This is a genomic window from Rothia nasimurium, from assembly GCF_035916755.1.
Taxonomy (GTDB): domain Bacteria; phylum Actinomycetota; class Actinomycetes; order Actinomycetales; family Micrococcaceae; genus Rothia.
Genome location: NZ_JAYWIX010000006.1, coordinates 84,900 through 105,026 on the forward strand (window position 1 = coordinate 84,900; position 20,127 = coordinate 105,026).

The 20,127-nt window shown below is 60.4% G+C and carries 19 protein-coding genes; 8 read left to right on the forward strand and 11 right to left on the reverse strand.

Annotated features, from left to right (window positions below; all coding sequences use genetic code 11):
* Positions 1-68: 68 nt before the first annotated feature.
* From VSX42_RS07735 to VSX42_RS07745, 3 genes are all read right to left on the reverse strand, one after another.
* Entirely contained in the window at positions 69-719 is a 651-nt protein-coding gene (locus VSX42_RS07735; RefSeq protein ID WP_326503740.1) for a hypothetical protein, read from the reverse strand.
* Positions 720-777: 58 nt separating this feature from the next.
* Entirely contained in the window at positions 778-2,379 is a 1,602-nt protein-coding gene (locus tag VSX42_RS07740) for a PLP-dependent aminotransferase family protein (RefSeq protein WP_326503741.1), read from the reverse strand.
* A gap of 181 nt (positions 2,380-2,560) precedes the next feature.
* Positions 2,561-4,012 carry a glycoside hydrolase family 16 protein gene (locus VSX42_RS07745; RefSeq protein ID WP_326503742.1) on the reverse strand — a complete coding sequence of 484 codons (1,452 nt, stop codon included), beginning with the start codon at positions 4,010-4,012 and terminating at the stop codon, positions 2,561-2,563.
* Positions 4,013-4,545: 533 nt separating this feature from the next.
* Between VSX42_RS07745 and pdxS the strand changes: the two genes are divergently transcribed.
* From pdxS to VSX42_RS07760, 3 genes are all read left to right on the forward strand, one after another.
* Positions 4,546-5,463 (forward strand): pyridoxal 5'-phosphate synthase lyase subunit PdxS, encoded by a 918-nt coding sequence (gene pdxS, locus VSX42_RS07750; protein ID WP_326503743.1) that lies wholly within the window; start codon positions 4,546-4,548, stop codon positions 5,461-5,463.
* 124 nt (positions 5,464-5,587) lie between these two features.
* Positions 5,588-6,226: a pyridoxal 5'-phosphate synthase glutaminase subunit PdxT gene (pdxT, locus tag VSX42_RS07755; protein ID WP_326503744.1), complete on the forward strand. Its 639-nt coding sequence runs from the start codon at positions 5,588-5,590 to the stop codon at positions 6,224-6,226.
* Between the two features lie 128 nt (positions 6,227-6,354).
* Positions 6,355-6,993: a hypothetical protein gene (locus tag VSX42_RS07760; protein WP_326503745.1), complete on the forward strand. Its 639-nt coding sequence runs from the start codon at positions 6,355-6,357 to the stop codon at positions 6,991-6,993.
* A gap of 162 nt (positions 6,994-7,155) precedes the next feature.
* On the opposite strand, the gene VSX42_RS07765 is transcribed toward VSX42_RS07760, so the two are convergent.
* Positions 7,156-8,169, reverse strand: coding sequence for a TPM domain-containing protein (locus tag VSX42_RS07765; protein ID WP_326503746.1), 1,014 nt, complete (start codon positions 8,167-8,169; stop codon positions 7,156-7,158).
* Between the two features lie 105 nt (positions 8,170-8,274).
* Positions 8,275-9,753: a phospholipase D-like domain-containing protein gene (locus VSX42_RS07770; protein ID WP_326503747.1), complete on the reverse strand. Its 1,479-nt coding sequence runs from the start codon at positions 9,751-9,753 to the stop codon at positions 8,275-8,277.
* A 119-nt stretch (positions 9,754-9,872) separates the two neighbouring features.
* Between VSX42_RS07770 and VSX42_RS07775 the strand changes: the two genes are divergently transcribed.
* Together VSX42_RS07775 and VSX42_RS07780 are read left to right on the forward strand one after the other, a co-directional pair.
* On the forward strand, positions 9,873-10,481 hold the full coding sequence (locus VSX42_RS07775; RefSeq protein WP_326503748.1) for a TetR/AcrR family transcriptional regulator: 609 nt from the start codon (positions 9,873-9,875) through the stop codon (positions 10,479-10,481).
* 53 nt (positions 10,482-10,534) lie between these two features.
* Positions 10,535-13,120 (forward strand): YhgE/Pip domain-containing protein, encoded by a 2,586-nt coding sequence (locus tag VSX42_RS07780; RefSeq protein ID WP_326503749.1) that lies wholly within the window; start codon positions 10,535-10,537, stop codon positions 13,118-13,120.
* An 82-nt stretch (positions 13,121-13,202) separates the two neighbouring features.
* Here the strand turns inward: VSX42_RS07780 and VSX42_RS07785 are convergent, their stop codons facing one another.
* A complete protein-coding gene (locus tag VSX42_RS07785; protein WP_326503750.1) occupies positions 13,203-13,526 on the reverse strand; it encodes a DUF86 domain-containing protein in 324 nt (107 codons plus the stop codon).
* Positions 13,523-13,996 (reverse strand): nucleotidyltransferase family protein, encoded by a 474-nt coding sequence (locus VSX42_RS07790; RefSeq protein WP_326503751.1) that lies wholly within the window; start codon positions 13,994-13,996, stop codon positions 13,523-13,525. The genes VSX42_RS07785 and VSX42_RS07790 overlap by 4 nt, the downstream gene beginning before the upstream one ends.
* 152 nt (positions 13,997-14,148) lie before the next feature.
* On the opposite strand from VSX42_RS07790, the gene VSX42_RS07795 reads away from it, so the two are divergent.
* From VSX42_RS07795 to VSX42_RS07805, 3 genes are read left to right on the forward strand one after another with little or no spacing between them, the layout of a single operon-like run.
* Entirely contained in the window at positions 14,149-14,616 is a 468-nt protein-coding gene (locus VSX42_RS07795) for a YbjN domain-containing protein (protein WP_185173858.1), read from the forward strand.
* A 2-nt stretch (positions 14,617-14,618) separates the two neighbouring features.
* Positions 14,619-16,451 (forward strand): HSP90 family protein, encoded by a 1,833-nt coding sequence (locus tag VSX42_RS07800; RefSeq protein ID WP_326503752.1) that lies wholly within the window; start codon positions 14,619-14,621, stop codon positions 16,449-16,451.
* A gap of 26 nt (positions 16,452-16,477) precedes the next feature.
* Entirely contained in the window at positions 16,478-18,316 is a 1,839-nt protein-coding gene (locus VSX42_RS07805) for a hypothetical protein (protein ID WP_326503753.1), read from the forward strand.
* 142 nt (positions 18,317-18,458) lie between these two features.
* On the opposite strand, the gene VSX42_RS07810 is transcribed toward VSX42_RS07805, so the two are convergent.
* From VSX42_RS07810 to VSX42_RS07825, 4 genes are read right to left on the reverse strand one after another with little or no spacing between them, the layout of a single operon-like run.
* Positions 18,459-19,025: a hypothetical protein gene (locus VSX42_RS07810; RefSeq protein ID WP_326503754.1), complete on the reverse strand. Its 567-nt coding sequence runs from the start codon at positions 19,023-19,025 to the stop codon at positions 18,459-18,461.
* Entirely contained in the window at positions 19,006-19,545 is a 540-nt protein-coding gene (locus VSX42_RS07815) for a hypothetical protein (protein WP_326503755.1), read from the reverse strand. Before VSX42_RS07815 ends, VSX42_RS07810 begins: the two co-directional genes overlap by 20 nt.
* Positions 19,546-19,551: 6 nt before the next feature.
* On the reverse strand, positions 19,552-19,956 hold the full coding sequence (locus VSX42_RS07820) for a hypothetical protein (RefSeq protein WP_326503756.1): 405 nt from the start codon (positions 19,954-19,956) through the stop codon (positions 19,552-19,554).
* Positions 19,940-20,062 carry a hypothetical protein gene (locus VSX42_RS07825; RefSeq protein WP_326503757.1) on the reverse strand — a complete coding sequence of 41 codons (123 nt, stop codon included), beginning with the start codon at positions 20,060-20,062 and terminating at the stop codon, positions 19,940-19,942. Before VSX42_RS07825 ends, VSX42_RS07820 begins: the two co-directional genes overlap by 17 nt.
* Positions 20,063-20,127 lie beyond the last annotated feature (65 nt).

Consider the following 20,127-nt stretch of genomic DNA (forward strand, 5'->3'; position numbering starts at 1 on the left):
GACCATTCCTCCTGAAAACAAACTCTCCACCAGTCTACGGGGTGGGCACCGCTTTTGCCCGATAGGCTCTAGCCGCGACGGGCGTCCGCGCGCAAAGACAGCGCACCGACCATCAAGAAAATACCGGCCACCAGGGCGCCGCCACCGGCGGTTCCCATAATGGCCTTGTCCCCAATCTCAGAAACAACAGGCAGGGCTGCCGCCGAAAGCGTCACAATAGCGCCCTCAAGCTGCCAGTCACGGGCAGCCGGGTTAGTAGCTTTGGTTCGCATACCGGCGAGCAGCTTGAGAACGCCGGTCAAGCCCAGCACACAGGCGGCAATCAGGGTCAGCCAGAACTCCCCACGGGGGGCTACAAAAGCCAGCACGCCACCGGCAGCCTGTACCAGGGCGATGGAGGTAAAAGCCTGGGCAGTGCTGGCGTCCCCTACGCGGCGCAGGGTTTGGGCCGTCAGGTAGGACGCTCCCGCATAGCCCAGCATGTAAAGACCCAGCATGACGGTAATGACGCCCAAGGTAGGTTGCTGCCAAAAGACCGTGGTGAGGCCAAAGGCCAGGAAAACCAAGGCATGTACCAGGGTGGGGCCGGTGAGGGCGGCCGCAAAAGCAGGGTCCAGAGGACGCTTGGGGTCGGTCTGCTGCCCGCCGGCAGCCAGGTGGGAGCCAGAAAACTCGGAATCGGTGCGCTGGGAATCGGAGTGCTGAGAATCAAAAGTCACCCCACCAGTCTAACCAGCCAAGCTGAAAGCCGCCGAGCCGCGGGTAGCCTGTTACGCCCTAGTGGCCAGAATGGGCATCTAGACCAGCAGAGTAGCCTTCCAACACCTGCCTTAAACTTCCCAGACCGAGAGCCAGTTTGCGGTCACTGACGGCCCCAAAACCAAATACCAGGCCGTATAGGGCATCCCCCGCCTCAGCCCGTGCTGACCAGTAATCCCCCAGGGGGGCCACAAGCACGCTTTCTAGGCGGGCGGCCTCAACCAGTTCCCCCTCAAGGTCCTTCCCCCGGGCAGAATCAATGCCGGGCAGGTGAAGCACCGCGTGCAGGCCGCCGTCCATGGGTAACACCCGGGCAGCATCCAAACCCTGCAGGGCGGTAAGTACCTGCTCCCGGCGTCCGCGGTAAACCCGGCGCATGCGCGCCGTATGGCGGCGCACCCCGCCCGCAGCGAGGAATGTAGCCATAGCGTCCTGCACGACCGACGACACCGGGTTGCCCAAATCGGCACGCAGTTCTAGCAGGTCAGCATGCAAGTGCCGGGGCACCACCACATAGCCCAGATTCAAACCGGGAGCCAGCATCTTCGCAAAAGACCCCAGTGTTACCACCCGGTCGGAGGCCCAACGGGCCGGGTGGGCCTCGGCCCCGCCCGGCAGAGGCGAACGGTCAAGAGAAGCTAGAGCCGGCAGGGGGTCGCCCACATAGCGCAGCTCAGAATCGTAGTCGTCTTCAACCAGCAGGGCGTCGTGGGTGCGCGCCCAGGCCAGCAGTTCCAGGCGACGCACCAGCGGCATGGAAGCCCCCAGGGGGTACTGGTGGCTAGGAGCTATGAGGACGAGGTCGGGCCGGTTTGGCCCCGTGGGCAGGTGGGCAGGGTTGAGGCCCTGCTCATCAACCTCAATCGGTAGGATTTCGTGCCCGAAGGCGAGAGGGATGCGGTGCAGGGAGGGGTAGCCGGGGTTCTCGACCGCGATTCGAAGCGGCCTATTGCGCACCCGGCGCCGCAGGGCGGTAAGAATCAGACGGAAGCCATCGCGGGCACCGGCGGTCACCAGCAGGTCGTCCGGGCTGCGCAGCACCGACCGCATCAGCCGCAGATGTTCAGCTAGCTGCACCCTCAGCTCGTAGGAGCCAGCAGGCGGGTAGGCTGTGCCGGGAGTAGCAGCCGCCTGCCGCCAGGCGGCCCGCCAGGCAGCACTTGCCACCAAGGAGGTATCGGGGCTACCCGGGCGAAGGTCGATAACCTCGGGGGTAGTGGGGCGGGCAAGACCGGTATTCGAGGCCGATAACCGAGCGGGCGCCTGCCTAGCCTCCCCACCCACGGCGACAGGACGCGAAGAGCCCACCTCCCCCACTGAAATAGCCGGCCGAGAAACCCCCGCAGCCCCCAGGGTGAGGTGGTCAGCTACGCGGGTGCCCCCGCGTCCGCTGGTTAAATAGCCTTCCCCCACCAGCTGCTCATACGCAAAAACAACCGTTCCACGTGAAACATTCAACCGCTCAGCCAGTGCACGAGTGGAAGGCAGCGGGTCACCCGCCACCAGAAAACCACCAAGCACCAGAGCCCGAATCTGCTCAGCCACCTGCGACGGTAAAGAACCCGGCGCCGACCGCGATACACTCACCGGCAACTGATCAAACCGTGAATACTCCGCCACGCTACCCTCCCCTGACATCAAAGCCGCGCTCCCCCGATACTAGCCCACCGGCGTCCGCACCCCACGAAAAATGCCCGCCGCGAAGCACACGCGGCGGGCATCTATCCCAAACATAACGAAAGGGGCACCGGGCTGCTGGCGCCGGTACCCCCTCGCATCAGATTCTTCCCAGGGAATCTGACTAGCCTACGTACTCCCAAACGCGTACGTAGTCAACCTCGATTGCGCAATCCCGGGTGGACTCAGCGAGACCGCCCCAGTAGGCATTGCCTGCCTGCATGCACAAACGGATGTTGAACTCCTCACCAGCAGGCAGTGCGGCCTGGTAGCGAGGATCCTCTGACGAGACGAACAGGTATTCAACCCCGTCAAAGAAGAACTTGATACCGGCAGGAGTCTTCTCAACTGCCCAGGTGTGGTATTCATCGGCAAGGTTCTGGCCAAGTACGGGAATCAGGGCGTTCTTCTTAGCCTTGTTGCCCTGCTGCTGGCCGTAGTGAACGGTACCCTCGGAGCGGTTGGAGATGTCAATCTTCTGCTTGCCGGAGGTGTAGCCGTAGGACTCGGAGATGTCGATTTCACCGAGAAGAGCGGTGTTGTTGGGGCGCATCCAGATACCGCCCCAGGCGCCGATGTGCTCGGGGGTGGACGCGGGCTGCTTGGCGCGGTATTCCAGGCGGAAGCTCTCAGCGGAGAACTTGCCCATGGTGTCGATGTAGCCGGTTGCCCACTCGCGCAGCTTGCCGTCCTTGTAGGTGACGGGGGTAGCCAGCTTCTTCAGCCAGATCTTGGTAGAGGAGTCGCCCATGGTGACGGCTTCCTTGAGGTTGACGCCGGAGTCGTAGCCTACGTAGGACTTGTCACGAACACGCCACTTGGTGCCGTCGATGGCGCCGTTATTGAAGTCGTCTTCAAAGATGAGCTTGCCCCAGCCTGAAGCGGTCAGAGCGCCGCGGTGCTCGCCCCAGTTGTCTGCCTTGGCCTTAGCGACGGAGACAAGGTGGGTGGAGGGGACGGTGCGGCCTGCGTAGGCGCTGATGCCGGTGCCGGTACCCTGGGGGGTGGCGTGCAGGGGAACCTGGTTATCCTGCACGATCAGGTTCTCAATGGTCTGGCCGTTGACGATGACCTGGGCGACGAGGCGGGTGGCGCGTACAGACAGGGCCAGTTCGTAGGAGAAAGACTGGGTGGGGGCTGCGGTTGCAAGAATCTTCTGACCGAGAACGACGGTGCGGTGGTTGACTACACGCTCGATGTGCAGGGTCATTGCGCCGCTGCTGGCGATGGAGAGCATCGCGGTGTAGTAGTCACGGCCGGTGCTGTTGCGTCGTGCGATAACGCGAGTGTATACGGTGCCAGCGGACGGGCGTGAGGTGGTGTAGGTTGCCTCGACCAGGGCGTCGGAGGTTTTGACGCCTGCGGGGGTGAAGGCACCTGCGTGGACGAAGGCCTGAGCGAAGGGGGAGGTGTAGGTGACGTCTGCCAGGGGGGTAAAGCGCAGGACGCCTGATGCCAGGCCGTTGCCATTGAGCACGGTGCCGGTGTTTGCGTGCGCTGCCTGGGTGGTCAGTGCGGTTGCTACAGCGGTTGCGGCGGTCAGTGACAGGAAATTGCGGCGGGATACAGAAAGCATGGTTTGGGTCTCTTTCGTGTGTATTTGTTTGGGGCGGGAGACTCTTGGGGAGAGCCGGGGTGTGGATTCTTGGGGGAATCCGGGTAAACCCTGGGGTGGGTTCGTGTGGCTCCTGGGTGGAGCCTGTGGGCTTTGGGTTAGCCCTTTGTGCTTCAGTTGAAAACTTTATAGGACGTTTGGGGGACAAAACAAGGCGAGATGGGGACAAAACTACCACTTTCCTCGTGAAGTAATTTTATTTATCCTTGTGAAAGTGGACTTGTCTGGTGAAAAAATTTTTTGAAAAAAAATTTGAGCCTGTCCCCAATGGCGGATTTTTTGGACAAAATGGCTCCTTTTTCAAAGATTTTGGGGGAATTTTGTCCCCCAAACCTCTTCATCAGCTAGCTGGCTGAGCCAAAAATTTTAGGTTTTGGGGACAGCCTGCCCCCTAAAACGTGCCGACGGTCATCCGCCCCCCCTGCCTGTGGTCTAAAAACTTTGCTAGAAAGTGGACCTATTCTTAGACCACAGCAGGGGGCACAGTTGAAACCATGACTGAAAATAAGACCGCAGAAACCACCGTTACAGGCTCCCCCCTCGTCAAGCGCGGCCTAGCCGACATGCTCAAAGGCGGCGTCATCATGGACGTCGTCACCCCCGAACAGGCAAAAATCGCAGAGGACGCCGGCGCCGTGGCCGTCATGGCCCTCGAACGCGTCCCCGCCGATATCCGCGCCCAGGGCGGCGTGGCCCGCATGAGCGACCCCGACATGATTGAGGGAATCATCGACGCCGTCTCTATTCCCGTCATGGCCAAAGCCCGCATCGGCCACTTTGTGGAAGCCCAGATTCTTGAACATCTCAAGGTCGACTACATCGACGAATCCGAGGTTCTTTCTCCTGCTGACTACGTCAATCACATCGACAAGCACGCCTTTAAGGTGCCCTTTGTCTGCGGTGCCACCAACCTGGGTGAGGCCCTACGCCGTATCACCGAGGGCGCTGCCATGATTCGCTCTAAGGGCGAGGCCGGCACCGGTGACGTCTCTGAAGCCACCAAGCATATTCGCACCATCAAGACCCAGATTGCCGAGCTGCAGGCTCTGCACGCCACCGCCCCCGACCTGCTCTACGTCAAGGCCAAGGAGCTCGCCGCCCCCTACGAGCTGGTACGCGAGGTCGCCGAAACCGGCAAGCTGCCCGTCGTGCTCTTCACCGCTGGCGGCGTGGCAACCCCGGCTGACGCTGCCATGCTGATGCAGCTGGGTGCAGACGGCGTCTTCGTCGGCTCCGGCATCTTCAAGTCGGGTAACCCCGAGGCTCGCGCCAAGGCCATCGTTAAGGCAACTGCCTTCTACAACGACCCTGCAGCGGTTGCGGACGCCTCCCGCGGCCTGGGCGAGGCCATGGTCGGTATCAACGTGGCAGACTTGCCCGCCCCCCACCGCCTGGCGGAGCGTGGCTGGTAGTGAATTTTCCGAGCGAGCGAGGAAATAAAAATTCACTACCAGCGCCGAGCATAGCGTAGCGGCGAGGCGAAGACAGGGCGAGCGTAGCGAGCGCCTCTTCGCCTCATGAAAGGATGGGATTCTTATGAATACACAGCGCGTGGGCGTCCTTGCCCTGCAGGGCGGGGTCGCCGAGCACGCGTCCCTGCTGGAGAAGCTGGGAGCGCAGGTGGTTTTGGTCAAACGCCCCGAGCAGTTGGAGGGGTTGGATGCCCTGGTTCTTCCCGGCGGGGAATCGACGACCATTGACCGGCTGACCAGGATTTTTGGCCTGCGCCAGCCCCTGATTGACGCTATCGCGGGTGGCCTGCCTACCCTGGGCACCTGCGCCGGGCTGATTCTTCTGGCTCGGGAGATTGAGGATCCGGCGGCAGGCCAGCAAACCCTGGGCCTACTCGATGTGACCGTGCGACGCAACGCTTTTGGCTCCCAGGTTGATTCGGCTGAGACCGAGCTGGCCTGGGGCGCTACCGGGGCTGACGGCTCCGGTCAGCTTACCGGAGCAGGCGGACAGGTACCGGTGAAGGCCGCCTTTATCCGAGCACCTATCGTCACCCGGGTGGGGGCGGACGTCACCGTGCTGGCCCGTCACGCCGGGCAGGTGGTCGGGGTGCAGCAAGGCCACCTGCTGGGTATCTCCTTCCACCCGGAACTCACCGGCGATACCACCGTGCACCGGGCCCTGTTGGGCCTGGCTAGCCGGGCGGCAGCGTCCTCACCATAACTCAACCCCTTGTAGGCAGACGGCTGGCGCGGTCGGTTAGAAGCGTCCGCCGCCGCTGAAGATTCACCACCCAAAATAGTAGTACTGTTGGTGTATCTGGGCTAGCAAACCTGCACAGGGAACTTCACATGAAGTCAGTTCTAGAGCAGGCTTACAACCAAAACGGCAAAAAGCCTGTTGCTTTCATTGATGAAACCTATCGAACGGCGGAAGAACATAACGGTGAAGCAGCCTTCTACGTGCTGACCGCAGTCATTATTGCGCCCGAAAATTTTGCAGCAATGAGGGACGAGCTTCAGCAAATTGTTGGAGGGAGCTACTGGCACACCACCGAGAATCTCACCACCAAAGAAGGTAGGGAAACAGCATTAGAACTTGCAACCTATCTTGGACAAGGGGAAGAACCCTGCGTCTTCTCCATCAAAACTTCAGCAGAAAAAGAGCCCGAAGAGCTACGTATGGAGTGTTTTCTGAGGCTCATTCAGGAGCTTAACAACCAGCCGCTCCTTTCAGGTCAAGAGGTTGACCTTTTCGTTCTTGAAGCAAGGCGTGGCAAGAGTTTGCGGGGGCAAGACCAGAGAACCATGGAAAAGGCACGCAAAGAAGGGCTCGCGAGACGTTCTGCGAGATTGGTTCAGGTCTCTCCGAGTCAAGAGCCTCTTCTATGGTTGCCTGATTTAGCGTCCTCAGCGATGCGCCAAAAGATTTCACACCGGAACACAGAATATCTGGAGCCCTTTGAGCATAACGTTCTAGAACTGCCTTAAATAAAGCAACCCTGGCCTGCCGCAGCAAAGGATGCCAGGGTCCGTGTGGCTGTCAGATGAGACTGAGGGCCACTACGTTGCTTACTTAGAACCTTAGCACAGAGAAAGTTCAGGGGGAAGAGCTTGCACTTTTTATAGGTCAGCAGGCAGCACTACCGCCGGTTAGAAGCGTCCACCTCCACCGCCGCCGCTAAAGCCCCCGCCGCCCCCGAAGGACGAGCCACCCGAGAAGCTACCCCCTGATACCCCCGAATTTTCCGGCACATGATTGCTGCCCGAGTAGAGGTGGGGCATGGTCGCATAGAGGGGTAGCCAGGCGCTAAAGGTGGGGGCGTACCGGGTGTAGGTCTCCTTGTTCTCTGCTTCCTGCTCGGCAAGCTCGGCCTCGCGCTGGTCGGGGTCTACCGGGGCGGTGCGGTTGGCGTAGCGGTATTTGATGTAGTCACGGCGCATATCGTCGGGAATGCTCAGGCCGGGGTTTTCTTCTTTAGCCCGGCGCATCTCGTCCTCGGCAGCCCGCTTGACCTTGTGGTAGTCGCGGAAAACCCACCCGACGATAATTGCTGCAACAGCGCCCAGGGTTCCCAAGATGCCCCACAGGATCAGGTTGCTATCTGCGCTCTCGGTTTCTGCGGCGGCATAGATTTCGTCGATGGTGGTCTCTAGACCGGCGGCGTAGTTGCCATCGGTGAGGTAGGGGCCCAGGACGTCGTTGGCGATGGTTTCTGCCTCAGAATCGCTGATGTAGTCCCCGGCGCCGTCGGCAACCGCGATGAAGGTTTCACGGCCCTCCATATCGATGACCAGCACAGCCCCGTTATCTTTGCCCTGGTCGCCAACGCCCCAGGCATTACCCAGGTCAGTGGCGTAATCGGGCAGGTCACCGGGGCTTTGGTCGGTAGTGTAAACAGCGAAGCGGGCGCGGTCGGTGCCCCGGTTTTTCTGGTCAATGAGGTCGTTGAGGGTGTTCTCTTCGGCGTCGGTGAGCAGGTTGGCGTCGTCGCGAATGTTGCCGGACGCCGGCGCAGCAGGTAGGTCTGCTGCTTCGGCTGCCGTCATAGTCAGGGGTGCAAGGGCAAGGATGCCCGCCGCTGCTAGCGCGGGCAGGGCGGCGAGCCTGCGGGGCAGCTTCTTGTTCTGGGGCTGGGGGCTTGCGATGTCGGTCTGAGGGTTCACGGCTGCGTCCTTTCTGGCATCGGGTAGCAGGCTTCTTTACCTGCTCTTACCGCCAGCTTAGCAAGCCTGCTGATAAAAGAACTCCCCCGGCAGGGTGAATTACGGCTAGAAGGTACTCAGCCCCGTCGCCTCCTGGGCGCGGTAGGCCAGGGTTTGCAGGGTCGATGTCAGGATGCTCCCACCCACCTTGGCTGCGTAGGGCAGGGTGAAAGTGGTTTGGGCACCGTCTACCGGTTCGTTATTCCAGATCAGGGACCAGTAGGCAGAGAACTCCCGAGCCAGGGCGGAGTCGCCCGCAGCGCGCACCCTCAGGCTGGTTTCTAGGTTGTAATTACAAAGATTTCGGCGGGTGAAATTACCCGACCCGCTCAGAAGCTCAAAGCTGCCCGAATCTGCCGGGGCGGGCGCGTCCTGCCCCCGATAAACCGCCAGGTACTTGGGGTGGAACTGTTCACCGTCGGTGGCGTACCAGCGCACCTGCACCCCGGCGCGTACCAACTCTCGCGCAACGGGCAGGGCGGGCAGGCCGGTTTTTGTGCGGCCGAAGGCGTCAATGTTGAGGTCGAGCACCACCTGTACCGAAGCACCGCGGGCCGCAGCAGCCTTAAGCTCGGCAATGACAGCGCGCTCCGATAGATAGAACATGCCCAGGCAGACCCTATCCCCGGCATCAGCACCGGCCAGCAGCTCCAATGCCGCATCGCGAATACCGCCCTCGGTCACCAGCTGCACCTCAGACGCCTGCCCCGGGCACTCAACACCCCCAGCAAACCTTAGCCCCCGCAAGGAACGGGCAAGGTCGGGAGCAGAAAAGTCGAGAACCGCCAGCTCGCTGGCCAGCAGGTCACCCACCACAGCCCCGGTGACCCGCACACCCAGATTGGAGTTGGGCGCAGAGGCATCGTGCGGGTTGGCGGACGCCACCACAGCCTCGGCCTCAGACAGGGCCACCTTGCGGTGGTTGGCCTTGAAATTAAAGAGCCGGGCGTAGGCATTGGCAGAGACACGCGGCCCACCCGGCGCCAGAGCATTGGGCAGGACGGTAGGCAACTCAGGTAGGTGTGCCAGAAACGCCCGGTAGAAGCCGGAGTAGACGGGATTAGAGTCCCGCAGGGCTTCTAGCCGGGTTTCGACCACCTGCACCCCGGCTGCCTGCAACCGCTCTAGGTGGGGTAGCGGGTAGCTGCCGTAGAAGGTGTTGATGGGGTCGGTGATGAGCACAATGGGCAGCTCGGGGGCAACTGCCCGCTTGGTCAGCAAAGCGTCGGTAAGGCGCTGAGAGAGAGCCGGGTAGATGCGCCCACCGGAGCGGTCGTAGTCGCTGTTGAAGAGGAACATATCGAGTATCAAAAAGCTCTCAGCCCGCTCGATCACACCCTCGATCGCCCTAAAAATCTGTTGGTCAGTCTGGCTTTTACCCCCGGCACGGTAGGTCAGGTCAGCCAGTAGCTCTACCTGCCCGCTTCGCCAGGGCCCGGTAAGGCCCAGCCCAGCTGGCAGGGGCTTGTAACAGTAGTAGAGGGCGGACGCCGCGGCAACAGCACCGCAAGCCAGGGCGGCGCCAGCAAGGGGTCGGGGTGACATGCTCATGCTTCTAATCTACCTAGACAGCTATTTCTTATCTCACATGCCCACCACTTGCCAATATTTTTTACAGATGTAAACTTTACATTTGTAAGAAAAATATTGGCAAAGGAAACCCCATGACCCCCACCCCGGCACCCGCCGCAGAGGACGCCCGCGCCGCCGACCCGCGTCCGGCCCGCTCCCGCGCAGCCCTCATCGACGCCGCCACCGAGGCCCTGGGTACCAGCGACCCCGGCAACCTCAGCATCACAACCCTGGTCAAGACCGCAGGGGTCAGCCGCCCTACCTTCTACCAGCACTTCACCGACGTGCATGAACTCGTCCACGCCGCCGCCCTCACCAAACTCAGTGCCGCCTTCGACTCCCTACTCCCGGCTGACCCCGGCGCGTCCGTTGCGGTCTTCACCAGTGAGGTCAGCATCAACCTGCTCAAGCAGCTCCAGGTCGATGCCATCTTCTACCGCAGGGTGCTGGCATTTTCAGGTAACTCCTCCCTAGTTGCCGAACTCATCGGCTTCCTCAGTCACCGCTTCCTTAGCCGCCCGGCTGTCGCCGAACGCTTCACAGCCAAAACCCCCGACCTCACCAGCGACTACGCCCAGTTCATTGCCGCCGGAGTTGCCTGGCTGGCCGTCCGCTGGCTGGCCACCGACTTCACCGGCGAACACACCGCAGAAGCTACCGGCGAGCGCCTGGCCCAGATGATGCGGGCCGCTATCTCCTAGCCCGCCCCTTTGACTTTTACTGCCCCTACACCCTGAAAAGCAGGTGAAATCCCGTGCCCTCAACACGCGCTAAACGCCCGAAGCTGCACGACCGGTTCAGCCCCATGAAATATCTGGTTCTGCTGGCCGTTATCATCATTCCCTCTATCTACTCGGGTATTTTGACCTGGGCAAACTATGACCCCACGGGCACGATTGACGCCGTTCCGGCAGCGATTGTGAATGAGGACGCCCCGGCAACCACAGCCACCGGCAGCACCCTTAACCTGGGTCAAGACCTCACCGATGAGCTGCTGAGCAACGACAGCAAACAGAATTTTGGCTGGTCGACCATGAGCGCAAATGAGGCGCAGACCAAGCTTGAAAACGGCGAGGTGCAGGCGGTTCTAACCATTCCCGCCGACTTCTCAGCCAACGTAGCGTCGGTGTCTGAAAACGATGCGGCGGCAGCCCAGACTGCCAAACTGACCATCACCACCAATGACGGCTCCAACATCATCTCGGGTAATATCGCCAGCTCCCTGGGCACGGCGGTCACCGATACCCTGGCCAGCCAGGTGTCCACCGAGTACCTCAACAACATCTACGCGGGCTTCACCGACATCCACGACTCCCTGGGGCAGGCGGCGGACGGCGCCAGCCAGCTCGCCGATGGCTCCACCAGCGCCAAGGAAGGCTCCGACGAGCTCGTGGTGGGCCTGGCCGACCTCAAGTCGGGCACCGGCGAGTTGAGCTCCGGGGCAAGCACCCTCGCGGACGGTGCGACTCGGGTAAACGACGGCGCTAGCTCGCTGGTGTCCGGCTCAGCCTCCCTAGCCGACGGCGCGACTCAGGTGAACGACGGCGCGTCCTCCCTGGCCTCCGGTGCCGCGGAACTCAACAGCGGCGCCTCCTCACTGGCGACCGGCGCTGATAGTGCCGCCAGCGGGGCAGCCTCCCTCTCTGATGGCCTAAGCCAGATTAACTCCGCCGTATCTGCCCTACCCGAGCAGCTTCCCGCCCTGACCGAGGGCACAGGCTCCCTGGCGTCCGGCGCCTCTGACCTTGCCAGCGGAGCGCAGAGCCTTGAGAACGCCGCCGGGCAGCTCGCCAGCGGTACCACCACCCTCTCGGACGGGGCGGACGCTGCCGTTACCGGCGCCCAGACTCTCGCCGACGGCGCGGAGCAACTGCACACCGCCACCGGCACCCTTGCTAGCGGCGCGCAGGATCTTTCGACCAGCTCCCAGGCCCTCATCGATAACTGGGGCAGCCTCACCGACGATCAGAAACTTGCCGCCCTACAGCAGCTGAACACGGGCGCCTCGGCTCTTGCCGGTGGAGCGAGCGCGGTCGATACAGCCGCCAGGCAGCTCGCAACCGGGGCAGATACCCTAGTGGGCGACGACTCAAGCGGCCTGACCAAGCTGGCTGCGGGGGCGTCCGCTCTCGACAGCGGGGCAGGCCAGCTGGCAAGCGGCGCAACCTCCCTCTCTAACGGGGCAGACGCCCTTAGCCAGGGGGCTGCAACCCTCAACAGCAAGGCAGGCACCCTCTCCACCAGCCTGGGCGCCCTGGTCACCGCTATCTCCCAGGCCAATGACGGAGCAGCCTCACTCGCGTCGGGCACCAGCACTCTGGCCAGCGGTGCATCCACCCTAGCGGACGGCACCGGCACCCTCTCATCGGGCGCGTCCACCCTGGCCGAGGGCACCAGTTCCCTGGCTAACGGGTCCGCCACCCTCAATGACGGCGCCCAGACCCTCGCTGAAGGAACCAGCAGCCTTTCATCGGGCGCCACCAGTCTCGCCAGCGGCGCCGCAACCCTCAATGAGGGGGCAGGCTCAGCTGTGGACGGGGCGTCCTCCCTGGCCAACGGCCTGAACGAGCTAGAGGACGGCAACACCCAGCTAGCGACCTCCCTGGGGGACGCCGTAGGGCAGGTTCCCAGCTACACCACCAACCAGGCCAGCGAACTCAGCGCGGTCACCAGCGACCCTGTCACCATTGAGAAGACCCGCCTGAACGAGGTATCCACCTACGGCCACGGCCTGGCCCCCTACTTCATGACCCTGGGCCTGTGGGTCGGCGCTATCGCCTACTTCATGATGTACCCGGCGATCTCTAGCAAGTTCGCCCGCGGCGGCCACTCAGGTCTGCGCACTCTGCGTGGGGCTCTGGTGCCGGTAGTTCTGATGGGTATCGTTCAAGGTACAGTGATGTCCTTAGTCATCCACTACTGGGTAGGCATTGAAGAGACCAACTTCTGGGGCCTGACCGGCTTCGCCATTCTGACCTCTATCACCTTCCTGGCTATCAACCAGGCCCTCATCGCCCTGCTGGATGCTCCCGGCCGTTTCATCGCTCTGATTCTGACCGTGGTTCAGATTGGCGCGGCGGGTGGTACCTACCCGATTGAGACAGCCCCTGCCTTCCTACAGGCTATCCACCCATGGCTGCCGCTGACTCACGCGCTGGAGGCTTTCCGCTCCCTGATCGCCGGTGGCTCCATCGGTATTGCAACGGGTATTGTCTGGCTGCTGGGCTGGATTGCCCTGGCTGTTGCGGGCACTGCCCTGAGCATCTGGATTCGCCACCGCCGCGAAGATAAGGCAGAGGCCGAACGCCAGGCCCGCCGCAGCGCCCTGGCGAGCGCCTAAAGAATCAAGGCCCCTAACCTACGCCCTTTCGTTTCTACCCCGGTGTATCACCCCGGAGGCAGGAGCGAAGGGGCGTAGAGGGTTAAAGGCTCTGCCTATATGCGGTGATGGTGGCAATGAGATCGGGAATTTCCTCGGTAACAGTTACCTGAACCATGGCACTATCAATAAGGGCATAACCGTGAGCGATTCTATTTCTCATGCCATACATAAGTGGCCAGGTTGCCCCGAACAAATCATCCTTAATAGCTCCTGGCAACCGATTGAGCACATCAATGGCCGCGGAGAGCCTCAGGGCAATAGCGTCAAGCACGAGAGAGTCCTCTAAGTCTCGTTCAGCATATCTTTGCACGTAGTCAAGATGCAGTAGAGATTCATCGAGTATCTCTTGAACTGTTCTACTCATAAGAGCACCGCTTCATTCACAATTCGGTCACGCACATCGGGGCGAATCGCATGGTCAAAAACAATGTCAACAGGGGCGCCCAGAATCTGTGTAGCTTCAGCCTGCAAACGGCTCTGTGCAAGCAGGCCGAAAGGCCTGTGCGCTGTGACAAGCAGGTCGATATCTGATGTGGGTTTATCTTGACCAGTTGCTACAGACCCAAAGACCCTCACGTTATCTACCCCGTGTTCTTCGAAATAGTCTATGAGCTCTGCCCGGCGCTCTCTAAGAACGCGGCCGTGAGGCGAGGTTCCATGAAAATGAATGATACGGGAAACCTCTGGTTGGCTTCGCCCAACGACTTGAGCGATAGCCCGCTGTGACATGCCCGCCCGATAAGCCGAACGCACAGCGTTCACGAGCTGCTGGCGTCCTTCTTCTATCTTTTGCTGGGCGGTGTGAGCCGCCCGGGCTAACTGCACGGTATCCATAGTTTTAAGATAGCAAATGCTATCACCAACCTGTAGGGCGGTCTCGACAGATCTCAGCGTCCGCATCCGCCCTCCGCCCCAACCCCACCTTCGCCCGAACCTATAGGATAGAAGGAACCGCACCACTATCTTCCACCGTTGAAAGAGGAACCATGGGGTACTTTGAGTCCGTCCAGTCTGCCGCGCAGCTGCTCAAGCCGCTCACCGATGAGCGTATGTTGCAGGCTCTTGACCGCCTTGAGGTGGACTACGAGCTGGGCGATGACGGGGCCGCTGTGTTCCATTTTGAGCGGGGCTACTTCTACTACACCCTCTCCAGTAACGCCAGCCGCGACCTGCTGAGCGTGCGCGGCAGCTACCGGGGTACCTTCCCCCTCGAGGCGCTGCCCGCCCTCAACGAGTTCACCAACGCCTGGAACCAGCAGAACCTCTTCCCCAAGGTCTTCCCCTACCGGGTTGAAGAGGAGGGGCAGGGGTTTGTAGTGCTGCCGGTTGAGCTGAGCATGGTTTACGCGGGCGGGGTGACGGACGCCCAGATTGATGAGCACCTGCGCGCTGCCCTGCAGACTTCGCTGGAGTACTTCGAGACCGTGGCCTCCACCTTCGGCGGGGAGGAATAGCCTTGTCACAGCGTTTTAAAGTTGATTTGGGTGGCCTGGTTGAGCTGCTGTCGAAGAACCTGTATTCGGGCCCGCAGGTCTATCTGCGCGAGGCCATTCAGAACGGGGTCGATGCTATTACTGCCCGCCGCGAGCAGGACGGCGACGCCCCCGCCCGGGTGCTCCTGGAGCCCTGGGAGGACGGCACCGGCATCACCATTACCGACACCGGTGTGGGTCTGACGGCCGAGCAGGCTGAGGAGTTTCTGGCGACGATTGGCCGCACCTCTAAGCGCGATGAGGTCTTTAACGAGGGGCGCGCCGAGTTTTTGGGCCAGTTCGGTATTGGCCTACTGGCCTGTTTTTTGATTGCCGATACGGTTGAGGTCACCTCGCAGAGCGTGCTGCCGGGGGCTGCCCCGGTGCGCTGGCTGGGCCATGCGGATGGCACCTTTGAGGTGCTTCAACTAACCGGCGGTGAGGACGCCGCCGGGCAGGTTCCCGAGGTCGGCACGACGATTCGCCTGAAGGCGCGGGCGGACGCCGCCCACTGGGTTGCCGAGGAGACGGTGGTGACGCTTGCCAGCGACTACGCCGATATGCTGCCGGTTGAGGTGGCGGTTCGGGTGACGGCTGCCGGCCAGCGTCTCTGGCGTCGTATTTCTCTGCCTGCCCTGCCCTGGGCGAAGGGGGAAGGCGAGCACCAGCCCAACCAGCACGAACGGGCCCTGGCCCTAACTAACTACGCCGAGAAGACCCTGGGCTTCGCTCCCCTGGCTGCTCTTGAGCTCGACGTGCCCGCCACCGGCACAACCGGCGTGGCCTATGTGCTGCCGCAGGCGGTGTCACCGGGCTCAGGCCGTCACCGCGTCTACGTGAAGAACATGCTGGTCAATACCCGTGAAGATACCCTACTGCCCGATTGGGCTTTCTTCGTGCGGGCAGTGGTGAACTCGGAGTCCCTGACCCCAACCGCCTCCCGCGAGCAGCTGCGCGAGGACGAGATTCTTCTGCTCACCCGCGAGGCCATCGGTGAGCAGCTCAAGACCTGGATTACCGCTACCCTCTCTGAGCCCAGCGCCCTGCGCGACCGCTTTGTCGAGACCCATTCTTTGGCCCTGCGAGCAGTGGCCCTGGCTAGCGACGACATGCTCGATGTGGTGGCGTCCTCCCTGCCCTTTGAAACCACCGGCGGTATCGCCACGCTCGCCCAGGTCATTGAAGAGACCGGGCAGGTGCTCTACACCCCCACCACCGAGGCCTACCGCCGGGTGGCTCCGGTGGCGCGGGCCCAGGGGCTGTGGGTGGTCAACGGTGGCTACGTCTACGACGCCGACCTACTGGCCAAGCTAGCTGACCGGCCCCGCTGGAAGGTGACCGAGCTGACCAGCAAGGACGTCACTCAGACCCTGGCAGCCGTTGAGATGGAGCGCGAATTCGAGGTGCTGCGTGGCTTAGAGCGGGCCCGGGCCGTGCTCGCTGCCCATGACTGCGGCGTCCTGCTACGTACCTTTGATCCCGCCGAGGTACCCGCGGTGCTGCTGCGCGATGCGGACGCCGAACGCGCCCGCGACCTGGCCCAGGAGGCCGAGGACGCCGGCGGCGCCTGGGGTGGGCTACTCGGCTCCTTCACCGAGGCGGCAACCGAGCCGACCCGCACCCTGGTGCTCAACGACGCCAACGAAAATACCCGCCGTCTGCTGCACCAGCCGGAGCACGCGTCCTTTGAACCGGGCCTGACAACCCTCTACCTTTCAGCCCTCATGCTTGCCGGTGAGGGCCTGCGCGGGACCGAAACCAACCTGCTCAGCGACAGCCTGGCCCAGCTGCTCGAAGCGGCCCTGCGCCAGCCCTAAACTAGCTACCAATAAGGGAGAAAACTGTGTGGTCAACCCACGAAGCCGCCCAGAAAATTGCCGCGACCCGCGACCTGCCTTACGGTAGCGCCCGCACCGCCGCCATGGAGTACATCACCCGCACTCTTGAGCGGGAGGGCCCTGAATCCATGCTGCCCGAGGCCTACCTCAACCTGGTTGAGGCCTATGTTTTTGGGCAGCCGACCCCGGCGTCCTTTGCGGTGTTCTCTAAGCTGCTGCGCCTCTACGACGCCCACCCCGAGCACTTTGACGAGTTCACCGCCCGCACCCTCTTCTGGCAGTTCAAGTGGATTATTGGCGACATGACCGCCTACCCGCAGATCTCTAAGGCGCAGGCGCGCGAGCTGCTCGATGAGATGCGCCGCCGCTACCGCCTGGCGGGTATGGGCGAGATGGCTCCCGACCGGGCCGAGTACATGTGGGCTGCCCATATCGGTGAGGACGAGGCCGCCGAGACCTGGCGCGCCCGGTGGCTTGCGCACGGTGAGGACGAGATGGACTGCGGCTCCTGCAGGCACGGTGGGATTCTGCGCGACCACGTGACCGACGGGGAGTTTGAGGCGGCTATCCGTATGGGTGCCCCCACCGAGGACCTGTGTAACCGGGAGCCTGCGGCCTCTCACCGGCAGCTGGCCCTTGCCTACCTGCACCTGGAGGACGGCGAAGCGGCCGGCCGGCACCTACTGCGAGCTGCGGCTAACCGCGACCAGTACGACCCGGACGACCTGGGGGTTGAGTTTGAGGTGCTGGCCCGCGGCCAGAACCTTCAGGCAGCCTTTGACCTGCTCGCTGACCACGGCAAACGTGCCCTTGATCTGGCGGGGGACCCGGGCGATAACCGCAACTTCCTGCGCTATATCGTCGCTGGCCTGGCCTGGGCTGTAGAGGGCCAGGGGGATAGACCTACTGGCCTGCGACCTGCCGGTCAGGTGCCGCGGGCAACCCTGCGGGAGCTTTACGACTGGGCACTGGCTGAGTCCCGGCCGCTGGCCCAGGCCTTTGACCGCCGGGCGGGCAACACCCGGTTCTCAGAGTCCTTAGAGGCCGCCACCGAGCTGCCCGCCCTGGTACCCATCGTGCTGCCCACGGGGGCGGACGGGGTTGGCTCGGCTAGTTCGGCTAGTTCGACCGGAGCGGACGCCGCCGGGGTGGCGAGCGCGACCGGGGCTACTCCCCTGTCCTTTACTCCGGTGGAGTCCTACCTGGCAGTGGCCCGCGAGCATGAGGCCGCAGGGGCTTCCCTTGAGGCGGGTCTGGCCTACGCCGAGGCTGCTTTCTTGGTGCTGGCCGGTGGACCTGTTACGGGGGCGCAGGCGCTTGAGGCCCACGGGTTCTTTGAGAAGGCCTGGCCCCTGCTGGCGGACGGCGGCGCAGCTCCTGCCCTGCTGGCCGAGCTAGTGCGCGTGTGGGCACCGGTTGCCGAACGGGTGAATGACCTTGAGGCCCTTCGCGCTCCGGTGGGTGAGCTACAGGAGCTGGCCCAGCAGGCGGCCCACCCCGACCTTCTGACTGTGATGCAGGCTCAGGATCTCACTGCCCGCCTTTCGCTGGCGGCCGGTGACTCTGCGAGCCAGCAGCTCGTGGATGAGCTGGTTGAGACCTACCGCGAGAACGAGTCTCTGGAACGGGCAGCCCGTCTGCTGGTGGTTGCCGCTGAAGCTGCGGCTGGTGCCGGGCAGAGTGAGCTGGCAATTAGCCGCTACGAGTTGGCGGCGGAGTTTTTTGAGCCTTTGAGGCTGAAGAAGTCCCGTGCTGCTGCCCTGGACGCCTGCATTGAGCTGCTGCGCTCCACCGGCCAGGAGCACCGCGTGGAGGCCCTGCTGGCTGAGCTCGTGGAGCCCTAACACTGATCTACCACCGACATACCTGACTGAAGAGCTACTAGCAGGGTTCTACCATGTCTCTCAACCATCAGGTTATTTGCACTATCTGATATGTACTGGGCACCCCTTATGACCAAGCCTCTTTCTGAACCTAAATTTTATTTTAGCGATAAATTTTTACGTCTTGACTTTCCCAAATATTTCCATCTATTTCATTGATGAAAACTTGTCCCTCATAATCATATTCCACTAAAGGAAAATAGATAGTATCTATAGTGTAATCCCAAAATTCAATAACCTGTTTAGGATGGACAGCAAGGTATTCATCCGCATAAAGGTCAGCTTCCCCTCCCAACTTGCGATGGGAGAAAACGCCCAAGATGTGAGGGGTATTGGGGCTACCTTCCACCAAGAGAATGTAACCATCATGGCCAATTTCTCCGGGAGAGACATCAGAATCTATCCCTTCCTGAGAGTAAGGGTTTGCCGATATTTTTTCCCATATTGCTTCCATCTGCCCCATGGTCTGGGGGTAAAGATTATAGAGCCTGGTTCTTTTAGGTGCGCAGATAATCCAGGGGGCTACAAATTTTTCCGTCTCACGATAGACCTGACAGTATTTCTCTGCCTTCTGGTAGCTGGAATATACAGCGGCAACTGATACATCCCCAAAAGGGATGTGCAAAACTATGTAGATAAAATCTGAAATATCAGTAGCCGCAGTTTTCATCTTTTTTCGCCGTCTGCACAACAGTTCTTATGGTCTTTCCATTAATAGTCACTTCACCATAGGTTATTTGTTGAAATTTTGACTTATTAGAGTTTTTACACGACCATTCCAAACTCTTTAGTTCCATAGAGCTGATATTATAACCAACCTGGGATCTATCGGTCATCTTCTTATAACTCAAACCTCCCCACTCAACAATATACAGTGCTGAATTATGATGAATCTTTTGCACCCTGAAGTTGCATTTTGTATAAGGCTTAGCCCCAATAGTTCCATAGCCACCTGACTTCCTCAAGTGAACTTCACTCGGATAAAGAGTACACCCTGAATCAATATAGCTATTTAGCTGCATATTTCCGGAATTTGAAACCTCAAAATAACCCTGAGGAACCCCTGCTATATCTTGAAGACGCTCAATCTGCTGCACTTCAACAACATTATCTACAGCAGAGGCATTTGGCATTCGAACACCAAAAACCAGAAAAATAGTTATAAAAAAGATTGAAAAAAATTTTTTCATTTGAACTCACCAACTTTCCCACTGGCAAAAATTTGAAATACTGACATTCGCAAGATGCATAGCTTCTTGGTCATTCTTATTGACGTTATAATAAAAACCTTCAAGGTCATTGCCAACAATATATGGATAAATTAAATTATACTTTTCTACCCACACCTTACTGGCAAATAATAAATCTTCATCATGAGCTTTATCAGACATATCACGCATAACTTCTTCCACCCGCTTAGCCTGTTCAAGACTCAATGTTTTTTGAGCAACGGGCCAACCAACACCCAAAATTTCAAGCTGGCTACGCACATCGCTGCACCATGATTCAGTTGAAAGTTTGGAATCACTTGAACAAGCAAGCAAAAATATACTGATAAGGAAAGTTAAGAAAATCCTAGAAAATTTAGAATAAATTTTCACCTCTACCTCCATGAAATTTTATCCACGCTAGATAGGTACACTCAGGAGTTTTTCCTGGAGAAACACTTAAAAATCCGATAAATTCATTTCTAAAAATATCATCCATAATAAATTATTCTCCTTGAGTTCTTGGTCAACCGCCTTTGGCTGAACTTGGGGATCAAAAGGGAA

Excerpts from the sequence above, each read along its gene's own strand:
- VSX42_RS07745 (WP_326503742.1), bottom strand. The coding sequence starts at position 4,012 with ATGCTTTCTGTATCCCGCCGCAATTTCCTGTCACTGACCGCCGCAACC.
- pdxS (WP_326503743.1), top strand. The coding sequence starts at position 4,546 with ATGACTGAAAATAAGACCGCAGAAACCACCGTTACAGGCTCCCCCCTC.
- pdxT (WP_326503744.1), top strand. The coding sequence starts at position 5,588 with ATGAATACACAGCGCGTGGGCGTCCTTGCCCTGCAGGGCGGGGTCGCC.
- VSX42_RS07760 (WP_326503745.1), top strand. The coding sequence starts at position 6,355 with ATGAAGTCAGTTCTAGAGCAGGCTTACAACCAAAACGGCAAAAAGCCT.
- VSX42_RS07770 (WP_326503747.1), bottom strand. The coding sequence starts at position 9,753 with ATGTCACCCCGACCCCTTGCTGGCGCCGCCCTGGCTTGCGGTGCTGTT.
- VSX42_RS07775 (WP_326503748.1), top strand. The coding sequence starts at position 9,873 with ATGACCCCCACCCCGGCACCCGCCGCAGAGGACGCCCGCGCCGCCGAC.
- VSX42_RS07785 (WP_326503750.1), bottom strand. The coding sequence starts at position 13,526 with ATGAGTAGAACAGTTCAAGAGATACTCGATGAATCTCTACTGCATCTT.
- VSX42_RS07790 (WP_326503751.1), bottom strand. The coding sequence starts at position 13,996 with ATGGATACCGTGCAGTTAGCCCGGGCGGCTCACACCGCCCAGCAAAAG.
- VSX42_RS07795 (WP_185173858.1), top strand. The coding sequence starts at position 14,149 with ATGGGGTACTTTGAGTCCGTCCAGTCTGCCGCGCAGCTGCTCAAGCCG.
- VSX42_RS07810 (WP_326503754.1), bottom strand. The coding sequence starts at position 19,025 with ATGAAAACTGCGGCTACTGATATTTCAGATTTTATCTACATAGTTTTG.
- VSX42_RS07815 (WP_326503755.1), bottom strand. The coding sequence starts at position 19,545 with ATGAAAAAATTTTTTTCAATCTTTTTTATAACTATTTTTCTGGTTTTT.
- VSX42_RS07825 (WP_326503757.1), bottom strand. The coding sequence starts at position 20,062 with ATGGATGATATTTTTAGAAATGAATTTATCGGATTTTTAAGTGTTTCT.